Below are 16251 nucleotides of genomic sequence, written 5' to 3' on the forward strand. Positions count from 1 at the left end.
CACGATCCTTCCGCGGACCTCCGACATCGCGGCCGGAACGTCGCCCCCGGCGACCTCTCCCCACGCATAAACGCGATCCGCGCGCAAAAACGCGGTGTCCTCGCGTTTATGCGCGCGCAGAGCGTTTATGCGTGGGGTGGGGGCCGCGGCAGGCGAAACGGTGCCGCCCCGCGAGTCGAAACGACGCGACGCGGCCGCCGACGGGAGGTCGGGGCCGCGTCGGAACACGTCGGAAGGGGTCAGGACGATCGCGCGATCCGCGCCAGAACGCCGTGCACGAACGAGCCGGAGTCGTCGGTCGAGAACTCCTTGGCGAGCTCGACGGCCTCGTCGATCGCGACGGCCGTGGGCACCTCGTCGTTGTAGAGGATCTCCCACGCGCCCATGCGCAGCAGCGCACGGTCGACGGCGGGCATGCGCTGCAGCGACCAATCCTTCGAGAAGGTGGTGATCTGCTCGTCGATCGCGTCGCGGTTGTCGATCACGCCGTCCACGATGTCGCGGGCATAGAGCCACGAAGACTCGCGAGCGGGTTCGTTTGCCGCGCGCTTGGCCTCGGTGGCCAGCATGATCGACAGCTCCTCGCCGCGCACGTCGGCCTGGAAGAGGATGTCGAGGGCGCGCTTGCGCGCCTTGGTACGGGCGCTCAACGTCAGCTGATGCGGCCGAGGTACTCGCCGGTGCGAGTGTCGACCTTGATCTTGGTGCCGGTCTCGAGGAACAGGGGAACCTGCATCTCGTAGCCGGTCTCGACGGTGGCGGGCTTGGTGCCGGCCGACGAGCGGTCGCCCTGCAGGCCGGGCTCGGTGTACGTGACCTCGAGGATGACGGACGGCGGCATCTCGACGTACAGGGGGTTGCCGTTGTTGAGCGCGATCTGGACCTGCTGGTTCTCGAGCAGGAAGTTGGCGGCGTCGCCGACCGTGGCGGCACCGACCGTGATCTGGTCGTAGTCGGCGACGTCCATGAAGACGAAGCCGTCGCCGTCGTTGTAGAGGTACGTGAAGTCGCGGCGGTCGACGTTCTCGGTCTCGATCTTGGCGCCGGCGTTGAAGGTCTTGTCGACGACCTTGCCGCTCATGACGTTCTTCAGCTTCGTGCGGACGAACGCGCCGCCCTTTCCGGGCTTGACGTGCTGGAACTCCACGACGCTCCAGAGCTGACCGTCGATGTTCAGGACGACGCCGTTCTTGATGTCTGCAGTGGATGCCATGAGTGCCGATATTCCGTTTCGTGAGTCGAAGTGGGCGAGAGCCCGACGTCAGAGTCTACGCGATCCCCGCCGTCAGCCGTCGGCCCGCCCCGAGAGGACCTCGACCAGGAGGTCGACGGCGCGGGCGTAGCCGGGCACTCCTTCGCCGATGACGTGCACCACGGCGACGTCTTCGATGTAGGAGAAGTGGCGGAAGCTCTCGCGCTCCCTGATGTTCGAGATGTGCACCTCGGCGACGGGAAGGGCGACGGATGCCAGCGCATCCCGCAGCGCGACCGAGGTGTGCGTCAGCCCTCCGGCGTTGATCACGATCCCGGCGCAGTCCAGACGCGCGGCGTGGATCGCATCGATCAGCACCCCCTCGTGATTGCTCTGGACGGCGCGGACCTCCAGTCCGTGCTCGTCGGCGGCCTCCATCGTCACGCGCTCCACGTCGGCGAGGGTCTCGCGGCCGTAGATCTCGGGTTGGCGCGTCCCGAGCAGATTGAGGTTCGGGCCGTTGACGAGCAGGAGACGGCGGGGGGTGGTCATGCCTCGCACGCTATCAGCGCCGCCCCTGGGCGCTGAGCCGCACGGGGGCCGTGCCCGCGCCGTAGCCCGTGTACCCGTCGACGCGCTCGACGAACTCGAGGAAGACCTCCCCGATCGTGCGCGTGTAGAAGTGCAGGTACTCCCCCGCGTGGTCGCGGTCGTAGCCCAGATGCAGCTCGCGCAGCTCATCGACAGCGGCATCCGTCATCTCGAAACGCGCCGCGAGGTCGTCGTAGTAGTTGCGCGGCATCGCCAGCGGGACGAAGCCCCGTTCACGGGCGGACCGGGCGAGGGCCCGTACGTCGCTGCACGCGAACGCGACGTGCTGGGGCAGGGCGGCGCCGGCACGCTCGCCGGCCAGGATCGGAGGGGCGACGTTGAGGGGAAGTCGCACCCCACCGCCGGGGGCGCCGAGCACGCGGCTGGCGACCAGGCCCTGGGGTCCCGGCACCTCGGTGCTGCTGTCGACGCGCAGGGCGAAGCCGGCGGTGTAGAACAGCGTCGCTTCCTCGATGGCCTGCCAGGGCTGCGACAGGCTCACATGGTCGACGCCCACCACGGCACTGGCACGCTCGGGCTCGCCGTGCTCGAACTCGGCGACCCAGGCGGGCTCGCCCTCGTCGGCGGCCTGAGCCCAGTAGACCTCGGTGCCGTCCGGGGCGACGGCGCCGTCGAGGCGTTCTTCGCTCGCGTAGGTGCGGCGGTAGGCGCGCGGCACGTGCAGCTCGTCCATGCGCAGGTCCACCGCCTCGGCGTCGTCGACCTCGAGGCCCACCGCGGCCAGCCGTGGCTCCCAGCCGCGCGCGTGCTGCTCGTTGAGCACGAGGCGGGCGTTGCCGGCGGTCCACAGCGTCACCGGCTTCGTACGGTGGCGTCCACGCGAGGTGAACCCGAGCTGACCGAGAAGCTCCTCGACGGCCGAGGTGTCCTCCGCCTTGATCTCGACGAAGTCGACTCCCGAGGGAGCCGCGGAGTCGGGGAGCATCGACAGGTCGTCGCGGTCCATGGCATCCGGGAGCACCCTCGACACGGCGTCTTCGAGCCAGCGCAGCGAACGGCGCGCGTGGCGGGCCGTGCGGCGCGCGTCGGTCTGACGGAAGGTGTCGTTGAACACCTCTAGCGACCACGGACCGGTGTATCCGGCCGTGACGATGCGCGCGGTGAAATCGACCAGGTCGAAGTCGCCCTCGCCCGGGAACAGGCGGTGGTGCCGACTCCACGAGAGCACGTCCATGCTCAGCCGCGGGGCATCGGCGAGCTGGACGAAGAAGATCTTCTCGGGCGGGATGTCGGCGATGGCCGCGGGATCGTGCCCGCGCGAGAGGATGTGGAACGAGTCCAGGCAGACCCCCACGGCGGGGTGGTCGGCAAGCTCGACGATGCGCCACGCGCGGCGGTAGTCGTCGACGAAGCGCCCCCACGCGAGAGCCTCGAAGGCGATCCGGATGCCGTAGCCCCGGGCGAGATCGCCGAGTCGCCGCAACTGCGCGGCCGAGACGGCGTCGTCGTCGATCGTCGCGGTCGCGACGTTGCTGCAGCACAGCACGAGGTCGATTCCGAGGCGGTTCATGAGGCGGAACTTCGCCTCCGCCCGGCGGAGGACCGCGGCGAAGGCCGGCTCATCGACTCCCTCGACGTCGCGCATCGGCTGGTACAGGTCGAGAGCGAGGCCCAACCTGCCGGCGAGGGCGGCGATCTCTTCGGGGCTCTCCGGGGCGGCGAGCAGGTCGGGCTCGAAGATCTCGACGCCGTCGAAGCCGGCATCGGCGCACGCGTGGAGCTTGTCGGCCAGGGTGCCGCTGATGCAGACGGTCGCCATCGAGGTCCTCATGGCGGCCGAATGTACCAGTTAGTACAAACGGGGTCCACTCCCCCGTCCACTAGGTTGGGGCCATGGCCGAGGCACGTCGAGACGCCGAGCGCACCCGCTCCGAGCTGCTGGCCGTGGCGACCGAGGTGTTCGCCGAAGACGGTTACTCGGGTGCTCGCGTCGATGAGATCGCGGCCCGCACGCGCACCACCAAGCGCATGATCTATTACTACTTCGGCAGCAAGGACGGCCTGTATCGAGCCGTTCTCGAAGAGGCGTACCGCGGCATCCGCGAGGCCGAGCGCGCGATCGACGTCGACCACGCCGACCCGGTGGATGCCATTCGCGCCCTCGCCGAACTCACCTACGACCACCACGTCGGCCACGACGCCTTCATCCGTCTCGTCGCTATCGAGAACATCCACCGCGGGGCCTTCATCCGCCAGATCGAGGGCCTGCGGACCCTGTCGCAGCCCGCGAAGGGGCTGCTCGACGAGATCCTCGAGCGCGGTCGCGCGGCGGGGATCTTCCGCGCCGACGTCGACGCGATCGACGTGCACCTCGTAATTAGCTCGTACTGCGTGTTCCAGGTCGCGAACCAGTACACCTTCGGGCACCTCTTCGATGTCGACCTCGCCTCCCCCGACCGACGGACGCACCTGCGCGCGGTCATCGGCGACGTCGTGGTCGGGTGGCTGACGGCGTCCTCGCGCTGAGGTGGTCGGGGTCTTTCGCCCCGGGCGCCGACGGCGGCGAGCAGCTGCGGCATCGGGAATCGATCGTTGACACCGATTGCGAGGCATGGTTTCCTCTGAACGTACCGGTTAGTACATAACCGCGTCGCGGACACGAAGGAGTACCGTGAACGACGCTCACCCGTATCTCGTCGGCCTCATCGGCACGGGGGTCCTGCCCTCGCTGACGCCGCCGATGCACATGGCCGAGGCTCGCGCTCTCGGGCTCACCTACGTGTACCGCCCTCTCGACCTCACCGCCCTCGGGATCGACCCCGACCGCATCGGCGACGTGCTCGCCTGGGCCGAGCGCCTCGGGTACGACGCCGTCAACGTCACGCACCCCTGCAAGCAGAGCGTGCTCGCCCATCTCGACCGCGTCGATCCGGTCGCCGCCGCTCTCGGCGCCGTCAACACGGTGCTGTTCACACCCGCCGGCCGAGTGGGCTACAACACCGATACGACGGGCTTCGCCGCGGCGTTCGGTGACGGACTCCCCGATGCCGGCACCCGGCACGTCGTCCAGCTCGGCGCCGGAGGGGCCGGCTCGGCGGTCGCCGACGCCCTGTTACGTCTCGGAACCGCGCGTCTGAGCATCGTCGACCTCGACCCCGCTCGCGCGACGGCTCTCGCGGACGACCTGGGCCGGCGTCATCCTCTCGCCGTCGTCGAGACGGCCTCTGTCGCCGATCTTCCCGCGGTGCTCGCCGACGCCGACGGGCTCGTGCACTGCACGCCGGTCGGCATGGCCGAGCACCCCGGCCTTCCGCTCGATGCCGGGCTGCTGCGCCCTGAGCTGTGGGTCGCCGACATCGTGTACCGTCCGCTCGACACCGAGCTGCTCGTCGCCGCACGCGAGCGCGGATGCCGCACCCTCAGCGGCGGACGCATGGCGGTCCACCAGGCCGTCGACGCATTCGCCCTCATCACCGGGACGCGACCCGATCCCGACCGCATGAGCGCCCACTTCCTCGACCTCGTGGCCGCCGACACCCCTGTCGACCCGGCCCTCGCCCGCTAAAGGAGCATTCGTCCATGACCACCACCGCAACGACGCGGAAGACTCCCGTGAGGGCGGCCACCGCCAGCTTCATGGGGAGCGCCGTGGAGTACTACGACTTCTTCCTGTTCGGTTCCGCCGCCGCCCTCATCTTCCCCACGGTGTTCTTCCCCTCGGGCGATCAGGCCGCACTCGTGATGTCGTTCGCGACTTTCGGTTTCGCGTACATCGCCCGGCCCTTCGGCGCCGTCATCCTCGGCCACTTCGGGGATCGCATCGGACGCCAGAAGGTGCTGATGTTCACCTTGCTGCTCATGGGGCTGTCGACCTTCGTCATCGGCTGCCTCCCCGGCTTCGCGCAGATCGGCTGGTTCGCCCCGGTGCTGCTGGTGCTCTGCCGTCTCGCCCAAGGGCTCTCGGCCGCCGGCGAGCAGGCGGGAGCGTCGTCTCTCACCCTCGAGCACGCCCCGGATTCGCGTCGCTCGTTCTTCACCTCGTGGACGCTGACCGGCACCCAGGGCGGACAGATCCTCGCCGCGTTGATCTTCATCCCGGTGGTCGCTCTGCCCGATGACATCAAGTTCTCGTGGGGCTGGCGCGTGCCGTTCTGGCTGAGCGCCGTCGTCGTGGTCGTGGCGTTCTTCATCCGACGGAGCCTGCACGAGACGCCCGAGTTCGAGCAGGCCAAGGCCGACGGCCAGATCGCCCGCATGCCGCTGGTGCCGCTGCTGAAGAACCACTGGCGCGACGTGCTCCGGGTGATCTGCTGCGCGTTCATCGCCGCGGTCTCGACCGTGTTCGGCACCCTCGCGATCGCCTACGGCAAGGAAGAGGGCCTCGACGCGAGCGTCACCCTGTGGCTCGTCGTCGTGGCCAACGTCGTCGCGCTGTTCACGCAGCCGCTGTTCGGCACGCTCGCCGACCGCATCGGACGCAAGCCCGTCTTCATCTACGGCGCGCTGTCGTCGGCGGCGTTCATGCCGTTCTACATGCTGTCGATGGGCGCCGGGAACAACCTCGTCACCTTCGGTCTGGCGATCCTCACGTTCTCGTGCGGATACGCGGCGGCCAACGCCGTGTGGCCCTCGTTCTACGGCGAGATGTTCAGCGTCCGCGTCCGCTTCTCGGGCATGGCGATCGGCACCCAGCTCGGCTTCCTCATGGCCGGTTTCGCCCCGAGCATCGTCGCCGCCCTCGGCGGCGGATCGGCCGGCGGCTGGGTCGTCATCAGCGTCTTCACCGCCGTCATCGCCGTGATCGCCTCGGTGAGCGCCCTCACCGCCCGCGAGACGAAGGACGTCCCGACCGATCAGCTCGGCCTCGCCGCTGAGCGCCGCGCCCCCGCGACGGTCTGATCGGCTCGCGAAAGCCCCGTCCTCTCCGGAAGGCGGGGCTTTCGCGCGCACGGGTGATCTCGAAAGACCGCGCTCGACGTCGGGTTCGCGAGGGAATCAGGACCGGATGCCACCGCCTCGGCACTCGCGCGCCTCATCGATCCGGAGACTCGCAACGGGTTCGAAAAAGCGGGCGGGGTGTTCCGATTTCGGCGCGGGAATCCGACCTGCGTGCGGACGTCCGCGCAGCGGCGTGCGCGTCAGAGCGTGCGCAGCGACCGGCTCATCGCGAGTTCGGCGCCGATCGGCCCCGTGAACGTCTCGCCGGTCGGCTCGAATCCCGTGCGCCGGTACACGGCCTGAGCGCGGGCATTGTCGACGTGCACGTCGAGTGACAGCGTCTCGAAGCCCTGTTCGGCGCTCCAGCGCGCGGCGGCGTCGAGAAGAGCGTCGATCGCTCCGCTCCCCCGCGCCTCGGGGGCGACGTACACGCCGACGATGTCGGCGCGCCCCGTGCTCAGCCGCCGCGCCGTGTGGTCGACATCGCCCGCACGGCGCACCAGCACGGTCACCGATCCGACCCACGCGTCGCCGTCTTCGGCCACGAACATCGCCGCGGCCTGCCCCGCGGCACCGCTCGCCGCGCGTTTGTCCCAGAAGGCCGAGTCGCGCTCGAGCTCCTCCTCGCGGGTGGTCAGGAAGGCGATGGATGCCACCGGGTCGCCGACCGCGCGCAGTCGGAGCTCGCGCACGCGGGCACCCTCATCCGCGCGCACGCGGCGCACGGCGATGCTCACGCACCGACCTCCTGGTACGCCGCGAAGAGCAGCGATTCGTCGGGCGCCTGCAGCACGGTGGGACGCGCGAGGTCGTCGAGCACGATGAAGCGCAACATGCTGCCCCGACTCTTCTTATCGCGCTGCATGGTCGCCTTCAGGGTCTGGAACGCCCCCGCTCGATACGTCGTCGGAAGCCCGAGAGACTCCAGCACCGTGCGGTGGCGCTGAGCCACGTCATCCGAGAGGCGCCCCGCGAGCCGCGACAGCTCGGCGGCGAACACCATGCCGACCGAGATCGCCGCGCCGTGACGCCAGCGGTACCGCTCGGCGTGCTCGATCGCGTGTCCCAGCGTGTGCCCGTAGTTGAGCACCTCGCGCAGTCCGGCCTCTCGCAGGTCCTCGCCGACCACGCGCGCCTTCATGTCGATCGCGAGCTCGACGCAGCGACGGAAGCCGTCTCCGCGGGGGTTCACGATCCCCTCCGGGTCGGCCTCGATGAGATCGAGGATCTCCGGATGCCAGATGAAGCCCGCCTTGACCACCTCGGCGAATCCGGCGGTCGCTTCGTTCTTCGAGAGCGTGTCGAGCAGGTCGAGGTCGCACACCACGGCGACCGGCGGCCAGAATGCCCCGACGAGGTTCTTGCCCTCGGCGGTGTTGATGCCGGTCTTGCCGCCCACGGCGGCATCGACCATCCCCAGCACCGTCGTGGGCACCTGCACGAGAGCGACGCCGCGCAGCCAGGTCGCGGCGACGAAACCGGCGAGGTCGGTCACCGCGCCGCCGCCGAACCCTACGACGACGTCGGTGCGGGTGAAGTCGGCCTGCCCCATGACCTGCCAGCAGAACGCCGCAACCTCGACGCGCTTTCCGGCCTCGGCATCCGGGATCTCGGCGAGCAGCACCTGACGATCGCCCACGAGCTGGGCGCGAAGCTCTTCGGCCTGCTTCGCGAGCGTCGGCGGGTGGACCACCAGCACCTTCTGAGCCCCCGCGGGCAGTGCCTCGCCGAGCGAGGCGAGAAGGCCCCGTCCGATCGTGATGTCGTAGCCGGGCTCGCCGGCGACGCTGATGGTGGTGGTGTCGGTCATACCGTCTCTCCGGCCGGCACACGGCGTGCCCAGGCCACGATGTCGTCGACGACCCGTGCGAGCGGGCCGGACGAGGTGTCGAAAGCGATGTCGGCGGTCTGCTCGTACACGGGCCGCCGTTCTTCGAAGATGCGCTGCCAGCGAGCGACGGGGTCTTCTCCGCCGAGCAACGGCCGTTCGTCGCCGTGGATCCGGGATGCCACGACGTGCGGCGCCACGGTCAGCAGCACGACACGGTGATCGCGCAGGCGCGCGCGCGTCAGCGGGTCGAGGACCGCTCCCCCGCCGAGCGCGACCACTCCGCCGCGGGCCAGGGCCTCGACGACCGCCTCGCGCTCGAGGGCGCGGAAGTACGGCTCGCCGTGGGCGACGAACAGCGCCGGGATCGGGCCGTGGTCGCGGACGACGAGCTTGTCGGTGTCGGTGAAGGGCGTGCCCAGCGCTCGCGCCACGCGGCGCCCGACGCTGGTCTTCCCCGCGCCCATCGGACCGATGAGCACGACGGCCGAAACCGCGGTCGGCTGCTCAGGCGAGGTCATGCGCGAGCAGCGCCGCGTCGGACGCGTCGGTCGTGCGCAGCGTCTCGGGGAGGTTCGCGAGGTACGTCTCGACGTTGCGGCGGGTCTCGATGATGTTGTCGCCGCCGAACTTCTCGAGCACCGCGTCGGCGAGGGTGATCGCGACCATGGCTTCGGCCACGACACCGGCCGCCGGAACCGCGCAGACGTCGGAGCGCTGGTGGTGGGCGGCGGCGGTGTCGCCGGTGGCCACATCGACCGTGCGGAGGGCCTTGGGGATCGTCGCGATCGGCTTCATCCCGGCACGCACGCGCAGCACGGTGCCCGTGGACATGCCGCCCTCGGTGCCGCCCGCGCGGTCGGACGACCGCGTGATCCCGTCGCCCGTGGCGAACAGCTCATCGTGTGCCTGCGATCCACGGCGGGTGGTGGTGAGGAAGCCGTCGCCGACTTCCACCCCCTTGATCGCCTGGATGCTCATCAGCGCCTGAGCGAGCTTGGCATCCAGTCGACGATCCCACTGCACGTGGGAGCCGAGCCCCGGCGGAAGGCCGTAGGCGAGCACCTCGACGACACCGCCGAGGGTATCGCCGGTCTTCTTGGCGTCGTCGACCTCGGCGACCATGGCCGCGCTCGTCTCGGCGTGGAAGCAGCGCAGCGGATCGGCGTCGAGGCGGTCGACGTCGTCGGGCGTGGGGAACTCCGCGTCGTCGGGGACGCGCACGGGGCCGATCGAGAGGGTGTGGCTGACCAGTCGGATGCCGAGCTCGTTGAGGAACGAGCGGGCGACGGCACCCAGGGCGACGCGCGCGGCCGTCTCGCGGGCCGAGGCGCGCTCGAGGATGGGCCGGGCTTCGTCGAAGCCGTACTTCTGCATGCCGACGAGGTCGGCGTGGCCGGGACGGGGGCGCGTGAGAGCGGCGCCGCGGCCGCGCGAGCGGTCGGACAGCTCGACGGGCTCGGGGCTCATCACCTCGGTCCACTTCGGCCACTCGGTGTTGCCGATGCGCAGGGCGATGGGGCTTCCGATCGTGAAGCCGTGCACGATGCCGGTGGACAGCGACAGCTCGTCCTCTTCGAACTTCATGCGCGAACCGCGACCGTATCCCAGGCGACGGCGCGCCAGTTCTGCGCGGATCTGCGCCGAAGAGATGGGGACGCCGGCCGGCATCCCTTCCATGAGGGCGATCAGCTCGGGGCCGTGGGACTCGCCGGCGGTGAGAACGCGAAGCATGGTCCTAGTCTCCCACGAGCGCGGTGCGCATTGCGGCCAGCACCTCGGTCTCGCGTTCGAGGGCGATCTCGGGGTCTCCCTCGACGAAGACGCGCACCTGCAGCAGAGCCTGGTGCAGCAGCATCGCGAGACCGTCGTGCGCCTCGCCGCCCGCGCGTGCCCACGCCTGAGCGAGCGGGGTCGGCCAGCCGCCGTAGACGACGTCGACGAGCGGACCGGAGACGGATGCCAGATCGTCGGCGACGCCGCCGAGATCGGTGCCCCCGGGCAGAGCCGCGATGGTGGCGTCCGCCGGCGACAGCTCGGGGTCGTCGAGGGCGACGACGCGAACGACGACCCCCAGGGGGTCGGCGAGGGCGCCGAGGGGGGCGGCCGCCTCGGGCCGCCGCGCGCGGACCTCGATGAGACCGGCTCCTGCACGGGCGGCGGCGACCACCGCGGAGGTCGCTGTGGCTCCGGCGCCGAGCACGCGGATCGCCCCGGGCTCACGCACGCCGATCTCGTCGAGGGCACGGGCCAGGCCGCCCACGTCGGTGTTGAAACCGCGGGGGCCGCCCTCGGCCAGCAGGAAGGTGTTGACGGCGCCGGTCAGCCGCGCGTCGTCGTCGAGCGAGACGGCGGCGCGAGCGGCCGCGTGCTTGAGCGGCATGGTGAGCGAGAGGCCGCGCCAGGCGGCATCCAGTTCTTCCACCGCGGCGGCGAAGTTCGCCTCGTCCACCCGTCGGCGCCCGTAGTCCCAGTCGAGGCCGAGCGTGCCGTACGCCGCCGCGTGCAGCCGGGGCGACCGCGAATGCGCGATCGGGTCGCCCCAGACGGCCAGACGGCGGCGAGGTCCGGTTAGCATCCGCCGTTCGGGTTCTCGCGGCACCACTGCTGGAACTGCGCGACCGCCTTCTCTTGGTCGGCGTAGGTGGTCGAGAACACCGTCTCCCCCGTCGACAGGTTCACCGTCGTGAAGTAGTACCAGGGGCCGTCGACGGGGTGCATCGCGGCGTCGATCGCGAGGTCTCCGGCGTTGGCGATCGGCCCGACGGGGAGCCCGGGATACTTGTAGGTGTTGTAGGGATTGTCGCTGTTGAGGGCGTTCGCGCTCGACGACGAGGCTCCGGCGTCGAGCTCGTTTGCGCCGTACTGCGCCGTGGAGTCCATCTGCAGCAGACCGTGCGTCTCGGTGTTGTCGGGTTGCAGACGGTTCTCGATCACGCGTGAGACCTTGTAGAAGTCCTCGCTGCTGCGGGCTTCGCGTTCGATGATCGAGGCGATGGTGAGGATGCGCTCTCGATCGTTCGGCGCCACGCCGGCCTTGTCGAGCGACTCGATCGTGCGCTTGACCATTCGATCGATGACCTGTGGGGCGGTGACTCCGTCGTCGAAATCGTAGGTCGCGGGGAAGATCCAGCCCTCGAGGGTCGAGGCGGAGACCCCATAGGTCGAGGGGGTCGCGACCGCGGCATCGAGATCGGCGCGCGCGATGCCGGCCTGCTCCGAGATGATGTCCAGCGACTGCGTCAGGGTGAGCCCCTCGCGCAGCTGCACCGAGTTGTCGAGACGGTTGGCCGGGTCGCGGAGCGCGGCGATCACCGCCTCCGAGGTCATCTGCTGCTGCAGCTTGTAGACGCCGGGCTGGAACGTGAACCCCACCGCGTTGTCGACCATGTACTTGTAGAGCGAGTTGGTCGCCTTCGTCACGCCCGCCTCGAAGAGCTTCGGCGAAACGGACTGGCCCGTGTCACCCGACACGATCGTGACGCGTGCTTCGCCGGTCGCCTGTCCGGCTTCGTACTCGAGCGGCTCGCCGTTGCCGAGGAACGCCTGGATACGTTCGCCGTAGGTGTTCCACAGCGCGAAGCCACCGCCGGCGACACCGCCGACGAGGATCAACACGATGGCGAGGGCGATCCAGCGACCCCCACCACGTCGCCGCTTTGGAGGCTTCTGCGGTGCCCAGCCGATCTGCTGCGTGGTGGTCTCACCGGTGAAGAGGTCTTCGAGAGATCCGGATGCCGTGCTGCGAGGCGTGGCGGAGGCTGCGGCCGTCGTTCCTGCGCCGGCTCCGACGAGGGCGGGTTCGCGGTCGCGCGACGGCTCGTTGCGGCGAGACTCGGATCCGGAACGGGGAGCGTCCGCGCGGCGGGCGGCGGCCTGCCAGGCGGCGGACTGGGTGTCACGGGCGGGCTGCGCGGCGCCGGAGGGCGGGGAGGGAGTGCTCTGCGCGGAGGTTGTGCGAGGTGCCTGATCTCGCACAGCGCGTGCGGCACGGTCTGAGACCGCCGATTCCGGCGCCGTCGCGGAGGCCGCGGCGGGAGCACCGCTGCGGCGCGGCCCCGGCGCCGCCTCGTCGCGGCCGCCAGCGGAAGCGGCGGCTCGCGGGGTCTGCGGCGAAGGGGAATCGGTGCGTCGCGCGGGCGCAGACTCCCTCCCTGCCGCCTGCTCGGCTGCGGAACGAGGCGCGGGCGTCGAGCCGGGGCGCGAAGCACCCGACGGCTCGGCGGGGAAGGCTGTCGGATGTTCGGCGGGAGCGGCCGGCTCCAGCGGCGGCTGCGCGTCCGCGACTCGCGGTGTGGCCGTGGCTTCGGCCCCGCGATCGGCGGGTGCGGTGGACGCGCCTTCGGCCGCCTGCTCCGCGGACATGGTCGGCGTGGCCTCGGTCGCCGCGCGTCGGGCCTCGCGGGCGGCCCGGCGCGACGGCGGAGCGGCATCCTCGCCGCCGGGGAGGCGAGAGGAGCGCGTACCGGTGCGCGGGTCGGGCAGACGTCCGTAAAGATCCGCGAACGGATCGTTTTCGGGGTGCTGGTTCTCGGGCATGTCAGGCGGGCTCCTGTCCCGGTGTTACGGCGGGTCCGGCCGGCTCGCCGGACTGTCGCTCCACATCGATCGCCTGCTGCAGAAGCACCACGGCGGCGACTTGGTCCACAATGCTACGAGAATCCCGCTGAGAACGCCCTGCTTCGCGCAGAACACTGTGCGCCGAGACGGTGCTCAGGCGTTCATCGACCAGGCGGACGGGCATCGGCAGAGCCGCGGCGAGCGCCGCGGCGAAGGCACGGGCGTCGGTCGTCGACGGCGTGTCTTCACCGCGCAGGTTCAGCGGCAGCCCCACCAGGATCTCGAATGCCTCGTACTCGGCCGCCAGAGCCGCGATGCGGCGAATCGGCTCGCCCTTTCGAGGCACCGTCTCGACGGGAACGGCGAGCACCCCGTCCGGGTCTGACCGCGCCACGCCGACGCGCGCGCGCCCGACGTCGATCCCGAATCGGATGCCGCGACGAAACGACGTCACGCGATCGTCGTCCTCACGTCCGAGACGATTCCCTCGAGCGCCTGCGGCAGGGCCGCGGCATCCGTTCCGCCGCCCTGGGCGACGTCGGGACGACCTCCGCCACCGCCGCCGAGCACACCGGCCGCCGCCTTGGCGAGGGCGCCCGCGGCGAGCCCCCGTTCGCGCGCGGAGTCGTTGGTGACGACGACCACCGTGGCGCGGCCGCCGGTAGTGCTCGCGAGAGCGACGACCGCGGGGGCGCTGCCCAGGCGGTCGCGCACCTGCAGCGCGAGCGAGCGCACGTCGTCTGCCGAGGCGCCCTCCCCCAGGCTCTGTGCGACCACCCGCACGGTGCCGACGGCGACGGCCGACTCCACCAGCTGGGGCAGGCGACCGGTGAGGGCCTGCGCCTCGAACGCCGCGATCTTCTTCTCGGCGGCCTTGAGGCTCGCGGCCAACTCGGCGATGCGGGTGGGCAGCTGCTCGCGCGGCGTCTTCAGGCTTGAGCTGAGCTGAGAGACGATCGCGCGCTCGGCGGCGAGGTCGCGGAAGGCGTCGAGGCCCACGAGGGCTTCCACGCGGCGGTTCGACGCGCCGACCGACTGCTCGCCCACGAGGTTGACCAGGCCGATCTCGGCGCTACGAGACACGTGCGTTCCACCGCACAGCTCACGCGACCATGGGCCGCCGATGTCGACCATGCGCACGGTGTCGCCGTACTTCTCGCCGAACAGCGCCATGGCGCCCGCGGCTTTCGCCTCGTCGAGCGACATCACGCGCGTGGTGACCTCGAGGTTGTCGCGCACCGCGTTGTTGGCGATGTCCTCGATCTCGGTGCGGGTCTCGGGCGACAGCGCGGAGCCCCAGCTGAAGTCGAAGCGCATGTAACCCGCGCGATTGAGCGAACCGGTCTGCGTCGCCGTCTTGCCGAGGGTGTCGCGGATCGCCGCGTGCACCAGGTGAGTCGCGGTGTGCGCCTGCTGGGCGGCGTGGCGGTTGAGCGCGTCGACGACGGTCGTGGCGGGGGCGCCGACCGAGACCTCACCGGTCGTCACCTCGACGGTGTGGCTGACGAGACCCGGAACGGGACGCTGCACGTCGAGCACCTCGAGCTCGTAGCCGGGACCGACGATGACGCCCTTGTCGGCGACCTGGCCACCCGACTCGGCGTACAGGGCGGTCTCGGCGAGGATCACCTCGGCGATCTGGCCCTCGGCCGCACGGTCGGTTCCGACCCCCTGGATCAGGATGCCGAGAACCCGCGATTCCGTCTGCATCTCGGTGTAGCCGGTGAAGACGGTCTCGCCGTGGGCGCGGAACTCGCGGTAGGCGCTCTGGTCGGCGATCGTGCCCTTGCGGGCGCGTGCGTCGGCCTTGGCGCGCGTGCGCTGCTCGAGCATGAGCTGGTCGAAGGCGCCGCGGTCGACGGACAGCCCGGCCTCTTCGGCGATCTCGAGCGTGAGGTCGATCGGGAAGCCGTAGGTGTCGTGCAGCAGGAACGCCTCGGAACCCGACAGCGTGGTGCCGCCGCCGTTCTTGGCCTCGACGACCGACTGGTCGAGGATCGCGGATCCGGCCGCGAGCGTGCGGAGGAACGTCTGCTCCTCGGCGATCGCGTACGCCGAGAGGCGCGCGTAATCGGCCTCGACCTCGGGGTAGGACTCTTTCATCGCGTCGCGTGAGGCGGCGAACAGCTCGGGGAACGTGGGGCCGTCGACGCCGAGGAGGCGCATCGAGCGGATCGCGCGACGCATGATGCGGCGCAGGATGTAGCCGCGGCCCTCGTTCGAGGGGGTGACGCCGTCGGCGAGCAGCATGAGGGATGAGCGCACGTGGTCGGCGACGATGCGCAGGCGCACGTCGTCGTCGTGCGACTCCTGGCCGTACGACTTGCCCGCGAGCTTGGCGGCCAGGTCCAGCACGGGGCGCACCTGGTCGGTCTCGTACATGTTGTCGACGCCCTGCTTGATGAACGCGATGCGCTCCAGGCCCATGCCGGTGTCGATGTTCTTCGCGGGCAGCTCCCCGACGATGTCGAAGTCGTACTTCGAGCGCACGTTGGTGATCTCGTACTGCATGAACACGAGGTTCCAGATCTCGACGTAGCGGTCGTCGTCGGTGGCGGGGCCTCCGTCGATGCCGTACTCGGGACCGCGGTCGAAGAAGATCTCCGAGCAGGGACCGGCGGGGCCGGGCAGACCGGTCGACCAGTAGTTCGTGTCCTTGCCCAGGCGCTGGATGCGCTCGTCGGGCAGAGAGCTGAGCTCGAGCCAGAGGTCGCGGGCTTCGTCGTCCTCCTCGTAGACCGTGACCCAGAGGTCCTTCGGATCGAACGCGAGGCCGCCCTCCGACTCGGGGGCCGTCAGCAGCTCCCAGGCGAAGCGGATCGCGTCTTCCTTGAAGTAGTCGCCGAACGACCAGTTGCCGAGCATCTGGAAGAAGGTGCCGTGACGCGGGGTCTTGCCGACTTCTTCGATGTCGTTGGTGCGAATGCACTTCTGTACGTCGGCAGCGCGCGGATAGGGCGGCGGAACGACCCCGCTCAGATACGGGATGAAGGGCACCATGCCCGCCACGGTGAACAGCAGGGCCGGGTCGTCGGTGACGAGCGAGGCCGAGGGGACGATCGTGTGGTTCTTCTTCTCGAAGAAGTCGAGGAAGCGCTGGGCGATCTCGGCGGTTTTCATGGCGGGTCTTTCCGTACGCATGCGGATCCGCCCCACGGGTGGGGGCGGGAGGCCGGAGGGG

Annotated in this window: 15 protein-coding genes; 3 read left to right on the forward strand and 12 right to left on the reverse strand. The window is 70.3% G+C overall.

From position 1 onward, the window contains the following. Positions 1 to 239: 239 nt before the first annotated feature. The 4 genes from nusB to QE416_RS12780 all read right to left on the reverse strand — a co-directional run bounded on the left by nusB (position 240) and on the right by QE416_RS12780 (position 3575). Positions 240 to 650 carry a transcription antitermination factor NusB gene (nusB, locus tag QE416_RS12765; RefSeq protein WP_307316727.1) on the reverse strand — a complete coding sequence of 137 codons (411 nt, stop codon included), beginning with the start codon at positions 648 to 650 and terminating at the stop codon, positions 240 to 242. 2 nt (positions 651 to 652) lie between these two features. Then, positions 653 to 1213 carry an elongation factor P gene (gene efp, locus QE416_RS12770; protein WP_056231743.1) on the reverse strand — a complete coding sequence of 187 codons (561 nt, stop codon included), beginning with the start codon at positions 1211 to 1213 and terminating at the stop codon, positions 653 to 655. Positions 1214 to 1285: 72 nt separating this feature from the next. After that, positions 1286 to 1744 (reverse strand): type II 3-dehydroquinate dehydratase, encoded by a 459-nt coding sequence (locus QE416_RS12775; protein ID WP_307316729.1) that lies wholly within the window; start codon positions 1742 to 1744, stop codon positions 1286 to 1288. 13 nt (positions 1745 to 1757) lie between these two features. Then, on the reverse strand, positions 1758 to 3575 hold the full coding sequence (locus tag QE416_RS12780; protein WP_307316731.1) for a sugar phosphate isomerase/epimerase and 4-hydroxyphenylpyruvate domain-containing protein: 1818 nt from the start codon (positions 3573 to 3575) through the stop codon (positions 1758 to 1760). Positions 3576 to 3637: 62 nt separating this feature from the next. Here QE416_RS12780 and QE416_RS12785 point away from each other — a divergent pair, with 62 nt between their 5' ends. From QE416_RS12785 to QE416_RS12795, 3 genes are all read left to right on the forward strand, one after another. Then, complete coding sequence (locus QE416_RS12785) at positions 3638 to 4270, forward strand: TetR/AcrR family transcriptional regulator (protein WP_210075148.1); 633 nt, start codon at positions 3638 to 3640, stop codon at positions 4268 to 4270. 145 nt (positions 4271 to 4415) lie between these two features. Continuing rightward, entirely contained in the window at positions 4416 to 5309 is an 894-nt protein-coding gene (locus tag QE416_RS12790) for a shikimate dehydrogenase (RefSeq protein ID WP_307316734.1), read from the forward strand. Between the two features lie 14 nt (positions 5310 to 5323). Beyond that, the gene (locus QE416_RS12795; protein ID WP_210075144.1) at positions 5324 to 6643 is read left to right on the forward strand and encodes an MFS transporter; all 1320 of its coding nucleotides are present in this window, start codon (positions 5324 to 5326) and stop codon (positions 6641 to 6643) included. A gap of 239 nt (positions 6644 to 6882) precedes the next feature. Here the strand turns inward: QE416_RS12795 and QE416_RS12800 are convergent, their stop codons facing one another. The 8 genes from QE416_RS12800 to alaS form a co-directional block, all read right to left on the reverse strand. Then, positions 6883 to 7419 (reverse strand): GNAT family N-acetyltransferase, encoded by a 537-nt coding sequence (locus QE416_RS12800; RefSeq protein WP_307316737.1) that lies wholly within the window; start codon positions 7417 to 7419, stop codon positions 6883 to 6885. Beyond that, positions 7416 to 8492, reverse strand: a complete 1077-nt coding sequence (gene aroB, locus QE416_RS12805) for a 3-dehydroquinate synthase (RefSeq protein ID WP_267787341.1) — start codon at positions 8490 to 8492, stop codon at positions 7416 to 7418. Before aroB ends, QE416_RS12800 begins: the two co-directional genes overlap by 4 nt. Further along, positions 8489 to 9031 carry a shikimate kinase gene (locus tag QE416_RS12810; protein WP_307316741.1) on the reverse strand — a complete coding sequence of 181 codons (543 nt, stop codon included), beginning with the start codon at positions 9029 to 9031 and terminating at the stop codon, positions 8489 to 8491. Before QE416_RS12810 ends, aroB begins: the two co-directional genes overlap by 4 nt. Beyond that, positions 9018 to 10244, reverse strand: a complete 1227-nt coding sequence (aroC, locus tag QE416_RS12815; protein WP_307316744.1) for a chorismate synthase — start codon at positions 10242 to 10244, stop codon at positions 9018 to 9020. The genes QE416_RS12810 and aroC overlap by 14 nt, the downstream gene beginning before the upstream one ends. Positions 10245 to 10248: 4 nt before the next feature. After that, the gene (locus QE416_RS12820) at positions 10249 to 11088 is read right to left on the reverse strand and encodes a shikimate dehydrogenase (RefSeq protein ID WP_307316746.1); all 840 of its coding nucleotides are present in this window, start codon (positions 11086 to 11088) and stop codon (positions 10249 to 10251) included. Next, positions 11082 to 12488 (reverse strand): endolytic transglycosylase MltG, encoded by a 1407-nt coding sequence (mltG, locus tag QE416_RS12825; protein WP_307316749.1) that lies wholly within the window; start codon positions 12486 to 12488, stop codon positions 11082 to 11084. The genes QE416_RS12820 and mltG overlap by 7 nt, the downstream gene beginning before the upstream one ends. Before the next feature lie 562 nt (positions 12489 to 13050). Further along, positions 13051 to 13524: a Holliday junction resolvase RuvX gene (gene ruvX / locus QE416_RS12830; RefSeq protein ID WP_210075131.1), complete on the reverse strand. Its 474-nt coding sequence runs from the start codon at positions 13522 to 13524 to the stop codon at positions 13051 to 13053. Then, a complete protein-coding gene (alaS, locus tag QE416_RS12835; protein WP_307316754.1) occupies positions 13521 to 16190 on the reverse strand; it encodes an alanine--tRNA ligase in 2670 nt (889 codons plus the stop codon). The genes ruvX and alaS overlap by 4 nt, the downstream gene beginning before the upstream one ends. Positions 16191 to 16251: the final 61 nt, after the last annotated feature.

Source organism: Microbacterium sp. SORGH_AS_0421, assembly GCF_030818635.1.
Classification (GTDB): domain Bacteria; phylum Actinomycetota; class Actinomycetes; order Actinomycetales; family Microbacteriaceae; genus Microbacterium.